Source organism: Bifidobacterium platyrrhinorum (assembly GCF_010667645.1).
GTDB classification, from domain to species: Bacteria; Actinomycetota; Actinomycetes; order Actinomycetales; family Bifidobacteriaceae; genus Bifidobacterium; species Bifidobacterium platyrrhinorum.
Window position 1 is genome coordinate 1 of record NZ_WHZV01000013.1, and the last position, 14,353, is coordinate 14,353.

Here is a 14,353-nt window from a genome sequence, read left to right on the forward strand (position 1 = left end):
ACATGTAAACCATGCCCCAGGAGACACCGTCAACCATGCCCCGAGACATGCGTCAACCATGCCCCGAGACAATACAGGCACACGCATGTACCCCCGTTGACTGAATCCCTACGTTTCCGCATACGGTGGTACGGATTCTTGCCCCACGCGGAGAAATCGGATGATTCGACCGTACCGGGACATGGCACATGCGACACCGTCCGCATCAGCCATTGCAAACCAGCGGACGCCGGGACTCAGTAAGTCTTCAGGACAGTCAGTGTAGGCCTTCAGATCGTCAGTAGACCTTCAAACCGTCAGTAGGTCTTCAGGGCGAGGTCGATGGTGAGGACGACGCCGGCGATGACGGCGGCGGCGCGCATCACGTTCGCGGGGATGCGGCGGGTGATGGGCGGGGCGATGTACCCGCCGATGAAGCAGCCGATGCACAGCATGATCGCGGCCGGCCAGTCGACGGCGCCGCGTGCGATGAACACGACGGACGCGGTGATGTTCGCCCCCGTGCCGATAAGCGTCTTCAACGCGTTGATCTTGTGGAACGGGCCGATCTTCGCCGCGTCGAGCACGGCGAGCGCGAGAGTGCCCGCGCCGGCGCCGAAGTACCCGGAGTAGACGGCGACCGTGACGACGCCGATCCACACCCACCAGGAGTCCCGCTTGAGCGGCTGCACCGGCCGTTCGAGGGAATCCGATGCGGTACCGGACGCGACGGACGCGCCTGCCTGCATGCGGTTCAGCTGCGCGTGCGCGTCGGCGGCGGCCTGTTTGGCCTGCATGCGCCCGCGCGGATTGACCGCGATGATGAGCGAGGAGAACAGGATCAGCGCCGGCGCGGCGAATTCGAACACCTTCGGGTCGAGTTCGAGCAGCAGGTACGCGCCGGCCACGCCACCGACCGCGCCGATGGCCACATAGACGACCGAGCGCAGCGCCTGCCCCTTGAGTTCGCGGTGCGCGCCCATCACGCCGCCGATGCCGGTGCCGACCACGCCCACCGTGTTCGACGCGTTGGCGAGCACGGGCGGGATGCCGCAGGCGAGCAATGCCGGGTACGAGACGAGCGACGAGGCGCCCACCGCGTATCCGACGAATCCCGCGCCGACTCCGGCGAGCAGGATCAACAGCAGCGTAAGAACGGAGAAACCCGCGATCATCCCTTGCAGCTCCTTCACGGTTCAGGGCCCGTCACCGGGCCTTGAGCGAGGATACGCCGTTGGGGACGAATCGCGGGTTTTCTTTTGGAATATGGACCTTGCGGCCCCTGACCCCTCCCCTCCAGGCCCCTATGGCCTCGAGGGCCGTGGGGCCAAGGGAACCGGGAGAACGCTCGGGATCACAGGCCTTCGTTGTAGCGGCGCACGGCGAGGGTGCGACGCGAGGAGGCGACGTTCTCGACGACGAGGCGCTTGAGCGCGTCGGCGGCATCGGCGTGGGAGGCCAGCCAGGATTCGCCGAGCGAGACCAGCGTGGCCGGATCGGCGTAGCCCGGGTAGAGGCCATTGAGCAGCGCCTCGGCCATGTGGTAGGTCTTGTGCTCCCAGATCCAGTCGATGGTCTCGAAGTACTTGCCGGCGTACGGCTCGGCCAGGTCGGGGCGCGGCGTGGCGGCGAACCCGCGGGCCACGGCCTCCAGCTGGCTGTTGGTGAGCCCGTCGTTGTTGAGCGCCTGGTCCCACGCCCAGGCCTTCGCCTCGGCGGTGCCCTTGACCGCGTGGGCGCCGTAGGCGAACTCGCGGTTCTCGGTGGTCTCCTTCTTCTTCAGCTGCGCGTCGATGTCCTCGTCGGAGTACTCGTTCACGGAGGCGAGCGCGTTCACGATCGTCCACGTGAAGTTGTTGTCGATCTCGAGGCCGTCGAACGCGACGTCGCCGGAGAGCAGGCCGCGGGCGTTGGCGGCGAACGCGGCGTCGCCCTCCTCGCCGTAGCCGAGGTAGGCGGTGGCGAGCTGGAACTGCGCGTCGGAGCCGGGTTCGGCGGCGCGCACGAGTTCGAACAGCTCGGCGGCCACGTGCTTCAACACCTCGTCGCGGCGCGAGGCGGCCACGTAGTGGTGCGCGGTGGTGCTCATGCAGGCCAGCGCGTAGCGGAACGTGGTGGATTCGGTCTCGTGGGCGAGCAGGCGCAGCGTCATATCGACGAAGCGCTCGGCCGGGAATTCGCCGTCGCGGGTCATGTCCCAGAAGGCGAGCCAGATCACGGCGCGGGCGAGCGCGACGTCGACGTCCTGCAGATGCTCCTCGGCGAAGGCGAGCGAGGCGGCGTCAAAGCGGATCTTCGTGTAGGTGAGGTCCTCGTCGTTGACGAGCAGGAGCGCGGGGCGGCGCTTGCCGGCGGCGGCCTCGACGGGCGTGGTCTCGCCGTCCACGTCGAGTTCGATGCGGTCGGTGCGCACGACCTTGCCGCTGGCCTTGTCCAGGTCGTAGAAGCCGACGGCGAGGCGGTGCGGGCGCAGCACGGCGTGCTCGGCCGGGGCGGTCTGGGTGAGGGTGAGCGAGCCGATCACCCCGTCCTTGCTTTCCTCGATGGCGGGCGTGATGGTGTTGATGCCGGATTCCTCCAGCCACTTCGCGCTCCACGCCTTGAGGTCGCGGCCGGAGGTCGCCTCCAGCTCGCCCAGCAGGTCGGCGAGCGTGGCGTTCGAGTACGCGTGCTTGTCGAGGTAGTTGTGGATGCCCTGGAAGAACTTCGTGCGGCCCACGTAGAACACGAGCTGCTTCAGCACGGAGGCGCCCTTCGCATAGGTGATGCCGTCGAAGTTCACGTACGTGTCGTTGAGGTCGTTGATCGGCGCGACGATCGGGTGCGTGGTGGGCAGCTGGTCCTGGCGCAGCGCCCAGCTCTTCTCGCCGGAGCAGAACGTGGCCCAGGCGTCGTGCCATTCGGTGGCCTCGGCGGTGGCGAGCGTGGAGGTGAACTCGGCGAAGGACTCGTTGAGCCACAGGTCGTTCCACCACTTCATCGTCACGTAGTCGCCGAACCACATGTGGGCGAGCTCGTGCAGCACGGTGACGACGCGGCGCTCGGCCAGGGCGTCGGTCACCTTGGATTCGAACACGTAGGAGTCGCGGATGGTGACCATGCCGATGTTCTCCATGGCGCCCGCGTTGTATTCCGGCACGTAGATCTGGTCGTACTTGGCGTACGGGTAGGGCACGCCCCAGGTCTTCGCGTAGAAGGCGAAGCCCTTCTTGGTGATGTCGAACAGGTAGTCGACGTCCTTGGCGAACGCCTCGGCGAGGGACTGGCGGCAGTACTGGGCCATCGGCACGATGCGGCCGTCCTCGTTGGCGTATTCGGTGTGCCATTCGGCGTACGGGCCGGCGCAGATGGCGGTCAGGTAGGAGCTCATCACCGGGGTCGGCTCGAAGCTCCACAGCTTCGTCGTCTCGTTCGGCTTCGCCTCGAGCGTGCCGTCGAGCGTCTCGCGCGCGTAGTCCTCGACGGATGCGGCGGGCATGTTGGAGGTGACGATCCAGCTCTTGGGGGCGAGCACCTTGAAGTCGAAGGTGGCCTTGAGGTCGGGCTGGTCGAACACGGCGTAGACGCGGCGGGCGTCCGGCACCTCGAACTGGGAGTACAGGTACACGTTGCCGTCGGACGGGTCGACGGAGCGGTGCAGGCCCTCGCCGGTGTTGGAGTAGCGGCACCTGGCATCGACGACGACCTCGTTCTTCTCCTTGAGGTCCCTGAGCTCGATGCGGTCGTCGGCGAACACCTCGGCGGGGTCGAGTTCGACGCCGTTGAGCGTGACCGCGCTCACCTCGTCGGCGATGAGGTCGAGGAAGGTGGAGGACCCCGGCTTCGCGTTGAAGCAGATCAGGGCGTGCGAGCCGAAGGTCTTCGCGCCGACGGTCAGGTCGAGGCTCACGTGGTAGTGGATGGGGGCCTCGACGATGGCCTTGCGCTCCTCGGCCTCGATGCGGGTCAGATTCGATCCGGGCATGGTGTTCTCCTTCTGGTGTGCGGGATGCACGGCGGTACGCACGGGCGTGCGTGACGGTTGCGTGATGACGTGATGGCGTGATGGTTGGTGATGACGTGACAACGGCCAGGCTCCCCGTGCGGGGAGGCCTGGCCTGGGAGGGATCGCGGTCCGGACGGGCCGCGGTCAGCGCTGTTCGGCGACATCGGTGGCGATGTCGGCCACGACGGGCACGATCATCGGCTTGCGGCGCAGCTGGCGGGCGATCCAGCCGCCGAGCGTGCGGCGCATGATCTGCTGCAGCTTGTAGGTGTCAGTGGTGCCGGCCATGAGCGCGTCGTTGAGCTGTTCGACGATCTGGTGGCGCACCTTGTCGAACTCGCTCTCGTCCTCGGCCACGGCGTTGAGGTAGATCTTCGGGCCGGAGACGACCTCGCGGGTCTCGGAGTCGACCACGACGAACGCGGAGACGAAGCCCTCGGTGCCGAGGATGCGACGCTTCTCCAGCTCCTCGTCGGTGAGCTCGCCGACCGAGTCGCCGTCCACGTACACGTAGCCGCACGGCACGGAGCCGACGACCGCGGCCTTGCCGTGGTACAGGTCGACGACGTCGCCGTCCTCGGCGAGCACGACGTTCTGCGGGTCGACGCCGGTCTTCACGGCGATCAGGCCGTTGGCCACGAGGTGGCGGTTCTCGCCGTGGATCGGCATCGCGCACTTCGGCTTGACGATGTTGTACATGTACAGCAGCTCGCCCTCGTTGCAGTGGCCGGACACGTGCACGGCCGCGTTGTCGCGGTTGACGACCTTCGCGCCGAGCTGCACGAGCTTGTTGATGACCTTGTACACGCCGTGCTCGTTGCCCGGGATGAGCGAGCTGGCGAGGATCACGGTGTCGAACTCGTTGATGTGGATGTCGCGGTGGTTGCCGTCGGCGATGCGGCCGAGGGCGGCCATCGGCTCGCCCTGGGAGCCGGTGCACATGTAGACGAGCTTGTCGTCCTGGATGTCGTTGGCCTGCTTCAGGTCCACGACGGTGCCCTCGGGGATGTGCAGGTAGCCCAGGTCGGCGGCGATGGACATGTTGCGCACCATCGAACGGCCGACGAACACGACCTTGCGGCCGTACTTGTGGGCGGTGTCGACGACCTGCTGCACGCGGTGCACGTGCGAGGAGAAGCTCGCGACGATGATCTTGCGGGTGGCCTGCGCGAACGCCTGGTCGAGCGCCGGGCCGATGGAGGTCTCCGGCTTGACGAAGCCCGGCACCTCGGCGTTCGTGGAGTCCATCATGAGCAGGTCCACGCCCTTCTCGCCGATCTTGCCGAACTCGACGAGGTCGGTGATCTTGTGGTCGAGCGGCAGCTGGTCGAGCTTGATGTCGCCGGTGTCGATGAGGGAGCCGGCCGGGGTCTTCACGTACACGGCGAGCGCGTCCGGGATGGAGTGGGTCACGGTGATGAACTCGAGGTCGAACGGGCCGACCTTGAGCTTGTCGCGGCCCTGCACCTCGACCTTGGTGGGGTTGATGTGGTGCTCCTTGCACTTCGCGTCCACGAAGGCGAGGGTGAGCTTGGAGCCGATGAGCGGGATGTCCGGGCGCAGCTTGAGCAGGTAGGGCACGCCGCCGATGTGGTCCTCGTGGCCGTGGGTGAGGACGAGCGCCTCGACCTTGTCGAGACGGTCCTTGATGTAGTGGAAGTCGGGCAGGATGAGGTCGACGCCCGGCTGCTCCTCCTCCGGGAAGAGCACGCCGCAGTCGATGAGCAGCAGGTGGCCGTTGTACTCGATGACGTTCATGTTGCGGCCGATCTCGCCCAGGCCGCCGAGCGGCGTGATGCGCATCGAGCCCTTGCGGTACTTCGGCGGGGCGATGAGGACGGCGTCCTGCTGGGGCGCGGTGGCCTGGGTGCCGACGTTCTGTCGACGGGCGCGGGTGGCGCCGCCGCGACCGCGGCCGGTGCCCTTGCCGCGGCTCGACGATCCGCGGCGGCGGGAGTTGTTCGTGTTCTTGGTGTTCTTGTCTTGTGCCATTGCTTTCTTGTGTTTCCTGATTACTTGCCTTCGTGCTCTCACGAAGGCGACATGTGTGGCGGCCGCGCCGGACGCGCGCACACGCGACGGCCCCGGCGCCGCCCCGTTGCGGGACGACCCGGGGCCCGGAGCCTGGGTTCGCCGGCGTTACAGCAGTCCGGCGGCCCTCATGCCCATCTCGGCCTTTTCGAGCTGGGTGGCGTCCGGGCCGACGTTCGGCAGACGCATGAACGTGGAGTCGAGCACGCCGCGGACCTTGAGCGCGGCCTTGGCCATGACGGCCTGGTAGCCGTCGCCGTTGAGCGCGTGGACGAGCGGTGCGAGCTGGTTGGCGAGGCGCTGCGCCTCGTGGATGTCGCCGCGGTCGAAGGCCTCGACGAGTCGGCGCATGGGGTTCGCGGCCGCATGCGCGATGACGGAGATGATGCCGACGGCACCAATGGAGAGGAACGGCAGGAACAGCCCGTCGTCGCCCGAATACCAGGCGAGTCCGGTGCGCTGCTGCTTCTCGACGGCGGCGGCGAGGTCGCCGGTGGCGTCCTTGACGGCCACGACGTGCTCGAGCTCGGCGAGGCGGTCGTAGGTCTCGACCTTCACCTTGAGTCCGGTGCGGCCGGGCACGTCGTAGACGATGATCGGCTTGTCGGTGCTTTCGTCGACGGCCTTGTAGTGGCCGAAGACGCCGTCCTGGGACGGGCGGGAGTAGTAGGGCATGACGACGAGCACCGCGTCGGCGCCCGCCTCCTGGGTCTGTTCGACCATGCGCACGGTGTGCGCGGTGTCGTTGGAGCCGGCGCCGGAGATGACCGGCACGTCGACGACCTCCTTGACCGCACGGACGAGTTCGACCTTCTCGTCCATGTGGGTGACGGGCGATTCGCCGGTGGTCCCGTTGACGACGAGGCCGTCGGCGCCGTCCGCGACGAGCTGCTTGGCGAGCTTCTGCGCCGCCTCGTAATCGACGTCGCCGTTGGACTTCATCGGGGTGACCATCGCGGGCAGGATACGCCCGAACGGGGCCGGATTCAGCAGATGCATAGCGCTCTCAGTCATAGTGTTCACCGTACTTCGCGTTGTGGACTCTTATGTAACGACTCTGATGTGACGTTCCGCCGCAACGCCCGGTCACAGGTCGAGGAAGTTGTCGAGGCCGACGGTCAGGCCCGCGGGGGCGTCGCCGGCGACCTTGCGCACGGCGAGGATCACGCCGGGCATGAACGAGCCGCGGTCGAAGCTGTCGGCTCGGATGACGAGCTGCTCGCCGGCGTTGCCGAAGAGCACCTCCTCGTGCGCGTTGAGGCCGCGCAGGCGCACGGCGTGCACGTGGATGCCGTCGACGACCTGGCCGCGCGAACCGCCGTCGGTCTCGGTGGTGTCCGGCACGGGGCCGAGGCCCGCGGCCCTGCGCGCGGCGGCGATGCCGGCCGCGGTGTGGATGGCGGTGCCGGAGGGGGCGTCCACCTTGTTCGGATGGTGCAGTTCGATGATCTCCGCGGATTCGAAGTACTTCGCGGCCTGCGCGGCGAAGTGGTCGGCGAGCACGGCGGAGATGGCGAAGTTCGGCGCGATGAACACCTTCTGGGTGTCCGGGCGCGGGCCGGCGGCGATGGCCTCGCGCACCTCGGCGAGCTTCTCCTCGGTCCAGCCGGTGGTGCCGACGACCACGTCCACGCCCTGCGCGACGAGCGCGAGCACGTTCTTCAGGCTCACGGACGGCACGGTGAACTCGACGACGACGTCGGTGTTGTCCGGCGTGATGGCGGCGAGGTCGTCGCCGGCGTCGAGCGCGAGCGCGAGCTGCATGCCGTCCGCGCCGTTCACCGCCTCGACCACGTGCGATCCCATGCGACCCTTGGCGCCGACCACCGAAACCCTGATCATGCTGTACTCCATTCCTTCGAGGACCATGCTTGTCGTATCCGTCACGAGACTATCACCGCACGCGTTGGCGCCGCCGTTTCGCCCATCTGGCAGACAGTTCCGGTTCCGTCCAGGTTCCGTCCGCGGGAGGCGGGGCGTCTTGCTCCGGACACGCTCCGGGCCGCTCAGGCCAAGTCCTTACGGTCCGAAGCGAGACGCCCCGCCTCCCGCTCGTTCCGGCAGACCATTGCAGCCGGTCCTCTATTCCAACAATCCCAGCAGGTCGTCGCGGGTGAGGGAGGCGATGGACGCGGGGGCCGCGCCGGCGAGAGCGGAAACGTCGGTGAACCGACGGGCGAGTTCGCTTTTGGTCCGCTGCAGTTCGAGGATGCGTTCCTCGATGGTGTCCTTGGCGACGATCCGGTACACGTCCACGTCGTGGCGCTGGCCGATGCGGTGGGCGCGGTCGGTGGCCTGGTCCTGCGCGGCGGCGTTCCACCATGGGTCGGCGTGGATGACCACGCTGGCGCCCACGAGGTTCAGCCCGGTGTTGCCGGCCTTGAGCGAGATGAGGAACACGGGGGTCGTGTCCGCGTTGAACCGGTCGACGAGTTCGAGGCGGCGTTTCTTCGGCGTGGAGCCGTCGATCCGGTACCAGGGGATCGACGCCGCGTCGAGCCTCGTGCCGATGAGGTCGAGGAATCCGGTGAACTGGGAGAAGACGAGCGCCTTCTTGCCTTCGGACATGCAGCTGGAGACGAGTTCGGCGATGGCGGCGAGCTTGGCGGACCGATCCTTCGCGTTGGAGTACAGCAGGCGCGGGTCGCAGCAGAGCTGGCGCAGTTTCGTCAGTTCGGCGAGGATGCGGATCCTCGACGTGTTGAAGTCGTCGTCCGCCTCGTGTTCGAGCTGTTTGCGCAGCCGCTGCTCGTGCGCCGCGTACAGTTTGCGCTGCTCGCCCTCCAGTTGCACGGTGACGGTGGTCTCGATCTTGTCCGGCAGGTCGGTGAGCACCTGGGATTTGAGCCTGCGTTTGATGAACACGCCGGTCAGCGCCTGGAGACGGCGGGCCACGCGTTCGCCTTCCGGGTTGACCTTGGCGGCGGCGCGCCCCTCGGCGCTGTCGGCGTCGGCGGCGCGGCCGCCCGAGATCGGCAGCTCGTAGCGTTCGTGGAAGCGTTTGTAGGAGCCGAGCAGCCCGGGCATGAGGAAGTCGAAGATGCTCCACAGTTCGCTCAGCCGGTTCTCGATGGGTGTGCCGGTGAGGGCGAACCGGTGGGCGGCGTCGATGGATTTGACCGCCTTCGCGGTCTTGGTGGTGTGGTTCTTGATGACCTGCGCCTCGTCGAGCGCCATCACGTCGAAGCCCCTGCCCCGGTAGTCGTCCGCGTCGCGGCGCAGCAGGTCGTAGGAGGTGATGAGCACGGCGGACGGGTCTCCCGCGTGCCGTTCGATGGCGGCACGGCGTTCCGTCTTCGTGCCGGCCACCGGCACGGCGTCGAGCCCGGGCGCGAACTTCGCGAATTCCGCGGCCCAGTTGTAGACGAGCGAGGCGGGGCACACGATGAGCGAGGCACCGTCCCCGGCCGTCCCCGATCCCGCGCGTCCCCCGGCCAGCGCGAGCAGCAGGGCGATGAGCTGCACCGATTTGCCCAGTCCCATCTCGTCGGCGAGGATGCCGCCGAACCCCTTGTCGCACAGCGTGCGCAGCCAGCGGTAGCCGTCCGCCTGGTAGGGGCGCAGCACGCCCCTGAGCGGCCCGGGCACCTCGTAGCGGGACGGGTCCACGGCCTTGAGCTCGCCCACGTACGCCATGAACGACGGTTCCTTGTCCACGTCGCCGCCGGCGAGTTCGGCGTCGAGCAGGAACGCCTGCATGCCCGGCACGGTGACCGGGCCGTCGTCGAGTTCCGACTCGTCCAGGTCCAGGTCGTCGGCGACGCGGTCGAGCGCGTCGAGGTCGGCGCCGCGCAGGTCCACGAACGTGCCGTCTTTGAGACGGTGGAACCGTTGGCGGCGCCGGTATGCGGCGAGGAGCGCCCCCACCTCGTCGGGCGGCACCTCGTCGGCGATCGGCGAGATCTCCACCAGGTTCGACCTGACGGACAGGCCCACCTTCACGCTCGGGGCCCTGGGCGCGAGCAGACGGTCGAACGCGGGCGTGGTGAACACCTTGCCGGCCGCGCGCAGGGCGGCGAGTCCCTCGTCGAACAGGGCGACGATGCGCGTGGTCTCGTCGCGCCCGATGACGCCGGGCGCGTCCGGCGAGGCGATGGTGAAGTACGCGCGCACCGTGTCGAGCATGGCCCGTTCGGCGCCGAAGTCGTGCCCGGCGCCCGCCACGGGGATCGCGCCGGGGGCGAAGTCGCCGCCGCGCTGGGGCACGATGACCGATTCGCGCGAACCGTAGCGCGCCTTCGCCGTGCACACGACGCCGCGCTCGTCGCGGTCGAGGTAGAACTCCGGTTCGCATTCGACCGGCCGCATGAGTTCGATCTCCCGCGGCACGTTGCCGGCGGGCATGAGGCCGCTGTCGAGCAGTTCGGGCAGCAGCGTGCGGGCGAACAGGGGCGCGTCGTCGAAGGCGATGCGTTCGCCCGCCGAGGCGCCGCCGCGCCGTCCGCCGTCCCCGGGGTCCCCGCCGTCCGCGGCGCACACCACCGGCAGCAGGCGGGCGACCGGCAGCAGCCGTTCCGGGCAGCGCACGAACCGGTATCCGGCGGCGCTCAGGCGCACCGTGGGCGTCCGACCGGCCGTGGCGAACGCGGCGCCGCGCGGGGTCGGCCGGCCCAGCACGTCGGCGGGAGGCAGCAGCAGCCACGCGCTGCGCTCCCCCTCGATGGCCTTCGCCACGGGCGGCGTGCCGTGCAGGGCGTATCCGGCGACGCCGTCCTCGCCGCTGACGCGGGTCATGGACACGATCGGCGCGAACGGCTGCGCCGAGGCCGCGGCGGCGGGGTCCTCGTCCGGCGACGGCTCCACGGGCGCCTCGGAAGGCGAGGACTGGTACCAGGAGTCGAGTACGAGCCCCACCTCGCCCCCGACGACGATGTCGAGCAGCGACGCGACCTCCGTTTCGGCGAGCGCCATGTGGCGGTCGATGTCGATGGCGCCCAGGTTGCCGCGGCGGGTGTTCTGCACGTCCAGCGCCCGCCGCACGTCCACGGCGCGTTCGAGGAACCCGAGCAGGGCGCGCGAACGCCCGTCGAACATGTCGCGCGTGTGGACGAACGCGAGTTTGCGCCCGTATTCGCGGTGCCGCCCCGCACGCACGTCGTCGAGCAGGTCGGATATCGACTTGAGCACGTAGTCGGCACCGTCCCGCACGCCGATGCGGAACTGCACGCTCCACCGCCCGTCGAGCAGGCTGAGCACGGGTGCGAGTTCCACGGTGCCGGGGGCGACGCGCGTGCGCGGGGGCTCGGCCGCCCTCCCCCGGGCGCCGAACGTGCCGTGTCCCGCGACGGGGCCGTCGGAGGTGCCGGCGCGCAGCATCGCGGCGCGGCGGCCGGCATCGCGCTCGGCCTCGTGGCGTTCGTCGATCCGCCGCATCGCCTCGAGCAGCCCGTGCGAGGAGCGTATGGCCGTCCCGCCCCGGTAGCCGTCGAACCCGTCCGGGTCGTCGATGAAGGCGAGGGCGAGCGCGGCCATGTGCTTGCAGATGTCGTATCCGCGCGCGTGGGCGGGGCAGGTGCATCCCCCGCCGGTCACGTCGCCGGATTCGGCGTCGAAGTACAGGTTCGTCGTGTATCTGCTGGACGGGCTCGTCGTGCCGCGGATCCGCCCGGAGATCTCGGCGGCGCCTTCGCCGTCGTCGGGGGTGTAGGCGAGGGCGTCTATCATCGTGCGCGCGCGGCCGGCGATGGCCTTCGCGCGGGAGACGACCGCCGGATCGGCCTCGAAGGCGAGCGACAGGCGCAGCCGGGCGAGCATCGCCTCCTCCCCCGCCGCGGCGTCCTCGGCGGGCGTGCGCCCGAACACGCTGATGCCCATGCGCGTCTCCTTCCGCGTGCGCGCGGCGGGACGGGGCCGTCTCCCCCGATCGGCGCGCGTCCGTCGCGCGCCCCGGCGCATGCCCTCGTATTCTACCGGCCCGCCGTGCGCGAACGCCCGCACGGGGGTCCCGCGGTTCGTCGCTATACTGGTGTGCGGCGTCGACGGGTGGTCCGCGGCGACCGCATGCACGGCGGCATCGGCATCGGGTCGGTCGGGAGGCTCCGGCCGGGAGGCAGTACGGTCATGGCACATATTCTTCTGGGGGTCACGGGCAGCATCGCCGCGTTCAAGGCGTGCCATCTGGCATCCGATTGGACGAAGGCGGGGCATACGGTGCGCGTGGTCGAAACGGCCGCGGCGGAGCGGTTCGTCACGCCGTTGACCTTCACCTCGCTGACCGGCGAGCCGACGCGGACGGCGATGTTCCCGGACCCGCCCGCGGTTCCCGGCGACGTGGCGGCGAACACGTCCCCCGCGACCATCAACCATGTGAAGGACGCGGCGTGGGCGGACCTGCTCGTCGTGGCGCCGGCGAGCGCCGACGCGATCGCGCGCATCGCCGCGGGGATGGCGGACGACACGCTCGCCTCCACCGTCCTCGCCTACGAGGGGCCGAAGCTGCTGTGCCCGGCGATGAACGTGCACATGTACGACAATCTGGCCACGCGGCGCAATCTGGACGTCTGCCGCGGGTTCGGCTGGACGGTGCTCGACCCGGCGTCCGGCGCGCTCGCGTGCGGCGACACCGGTCGCGGGCGCATGCCCGAGCCGGAGGAGATCGAGAAGGCGGCGGCCGCGCTGCTGGAAGGCGGGGACGACGACGCGCGCGACGCCGGCGGCACCGATGCCGACGGGCATCGCGACGCCGACGGCGCGCCGACCGAGCGCATCGACGGGGCGGGTCCCCGCGGCGCGACCGCATCCCTGCCGCTCAAGGGCCTGAACGTGCTGGTCACGGCCGGCCCCACGCAGGAGCCGCTCGACCCGGTGCGGTATCTCACGAACCATTCGACCGGCAAGATGGGCTATGCGCTGGCCGCCTCGGCGGCCGAGCTGGGTGCGCGCGTCACGCTGGTCTCGGGCCCGGTCTCGCTGGAGGCGCCCGCGGGGGTGGACGTCGTGCGCGTCACCACCGCGCAGGACATGTTCGAGGCGGTGTCCGACGCGTTCGCCGCGGCGGACATCACGGTGATGGCGGCGGCGGTCGGCGACTTCCGCGTGGACGGGGTCGCCCCCGAGAAGATCAAGAAGGCGGGACGCGAGTCGATCACGCTCCGTCTGGTCGCGAACCCGGACATCCTCGCGTGGGCGGGCGGCCGCAAGCGCGACGACGGCTCGCAGGTGCTGTGCGGATTCGCGATGGAGACCGAGCATCTGGTGCGCAACGCGGCCAAAAAGCTCGCCGGCAAGCACTGCGACATGCTCGTGGCGAACGACCTGCGCGAGCCGGGGGCCGGGTTCGCCACGGACACGAACGTGGTGACGGTGCTCACGCCGGGCGGCCCGGACGAGCAGACCCCGCACATCGAGCACTGGGACCTCATGGACAAGACGGCGCTGGCCAAGCGTCTGCTGCTGCGCCTCGCCGCGCTGCGCGGATAGCGGCGGCATCGGGGAGACCGTGGCGTCATCGCCCGCTTCCCCGCCCGCACGGCTCCGCGGGAGGCCCCTCATCGGGGGCGGAACAAGACCAGTCCGGATCACAATCCGAACACAATCCGAACACAATCCGAATCAAAGGAGATACGCATATGCTGATGGCGGTCGATATCGGCAACACGAACATCGTGGTCGGCTTCCTGGAGGACGACCGCATCGTCGGCTCCTACCGCATCACGACGAAGGCGACGCACACCTCGGACGAGTACGGCCTGATGATCACGCAGTTCCTCGCGCTGAGCGGCTACACGGCGCGCGACGTGGACGACGTGATCGTCTGCTCGGTGGTGCCGAAGGTCATGTACTCGTTCCGCTCGTCGATCATCAAGTTCCTGGGGCTCGAGCCGATGGTGGTGGGCCCGGGCATCAAGACCGGCATGAACATCCGCCTCGACGACCCCAAGACCCTGGGATCCGACTGCATCGCCGACTGCGCGGGCGCCTACCACACGTACGGCGGCCCGGTGCTGGTGGCCGATTTCGGCACGGCGACGACGTTCAACTACGTGGACGGCACGGGCACCATCGTCTCCGGTTTCATCACCACGGGCATCCGCACCGGCGCCGAGGCGCTGTGGGGGCAGACCGCGCAGCTGCCGGAGGTGGAGATCACGCGCCCGAAGTCGATCCTGGCAACGAACACGCGCACCGCCATGCAGGCGGGCCTGTACTACACGTTCCTGGGCGGCATCGAGCGCACGATCCGCCAGTTCCGCAAGGAGATCGACGAGCCGTTCCGCGTGGTGGCCACCGGTGGGCTGAGCCGCATCTTCAAGGACGACACGGATATGATCGACATCTACGATCCGGACCTGATCTTCAAGGGCATGGCCTACATCTACTCGCGCAACGTGTGAGCGGGAACGGGCCGTGTGAGCGGGC

8 protein-coding genes are annotated in these 14,353 nt (G+C 69.1%); 2 read left to right on the plus strand and 6 right to left on the minus strand.

Going from position 1 to position 14,353, the window contains the following annotated elements; all coding sequences use genetic code 11:
- Positions 1–296 precede the first annotated feature (296 nt).
- The 6 genes from GFD21_RS10570 to GFD21_RS10595 all read right to left on the minus strand — a co-directional run bounded on the left by GFD21_RS10570 (position 297) and on the right by GFD21_RS10595 (position 11,809).
- Positions 297–1,154, minus strand: a complete 858-nt coding sequence (locus tag GFD21_RS10570; RefSeq protein ID WP_163197938.1) for a sulfite exporter TauE/SafE family protein — start codon at positions 1,152–1,154, stop codon at positions 297–299.
- Positions 1,155–1,333: 179 nt separating this feature from the next.
- Positions 1,334–3,943 carry an aminopeptidase N gene (gene pepN, locus GFD21_RS10575; protein WP_163197939.1) on the minus strand — a complete coding sequence of 870 codons (2,610 nt, stop codon included), beginning with the start codon at positions 3,941–3,943 and terminating at the stop codon, positions 1,334–1,336.
- A gap of 165 nt (positions 3,944–4,108) precedes the next feature.
- Positions 4,109–5,956 carry a ribonuclease J gene (locus tag GFD21_RS10580; RefSeq protein ID WP_163197940.1) on the minus strand — a complete coding sequence of 616 codons (1,848 nt, stop codon included), beginning with the start codon at positions 5,954–5,956 and terminating at the stop codon, positions 4,109–4,111.
- Positions 5,957–6,103: 147 nt separating this feature from the next.
- Positions 6,104–7,009, minus strand: coding sequence for a 4-hydroxy-tetrahydrodipicolinate synthase (gene dapA, locus GFD21_RS10585; protein WP_163197941.1), 906 nt, complete (start codon positions 7,007–7,009; stop codon positions 6,104–6,106).
- Between the two features lie 72 nt (positions 7,010–7,081).
- The gene (gene dapB / locus GFD21_RS10590; RefSeq protein WP_163197942.1) at positions 7,082–7,837 is read right to left on the minus strand and encodes a 4-hydroxy-tetrahydrodipicolinate reductase; all 756 of its coding nucleotides are present in this window, start codon (positions 7,835–7,837) and stop codon (positions 7,082–7,084) included.
- Positions 7,838–8,077: 240 nt separating this feature from the next.
- Positions 8,078–11,809: an SNF2-related protein gene (locus GFD21_RS10595; RefSeq protein ID WP_404801584.1), complete on the minus strand. Its 3,732-nt coding sequence runs from the start codon at positions 11,807–11,809 to the stop codon at positions 8,078–8,080.
- A 246-nt stretch (positions 11,810–12,055) separates the two neighbouring features.
- On the opposite strand from GFD21_RS10595, the gene GFD21_RS10600 reads away from it, so the two are divergent.
- Together GFD21_RS10600 and GFD21_RS10605 are read left to right on the plus strand one after the other, a co-directional pair.
- The gene (locus GFD21_RS10600) at positions 12,056–13,414 is read left to right on the plus strand and encodes a bifunctional phosphopantothenoylcysteine decarboxylase/phosphopantothenate synthase (RefSeq protein ID WP_163197944.1); all 1,359 of its coding nucleotides are present in this window, start codon (positions 12,056–12,058) and stop codon (positions 13,412–13,414) included.
- A gap of 149 nt (positions 13,415–13,563) precedes the next feature.
- Positions 13,564–14,328 carry a type III pantothenate kinase gene (locus GFD21_RS10605; RefSeq protein ID WP_163197945.1) on the plus strand — a complete coding sequence of 255 codons (765 nt, stop codon included), beginning with the start codon at positions 13,564–13,566 and terminating at the stop codon, positions 14,326–14,328.
- Positions 14,329–14,353: the final 25 nt, after the last annotated feature.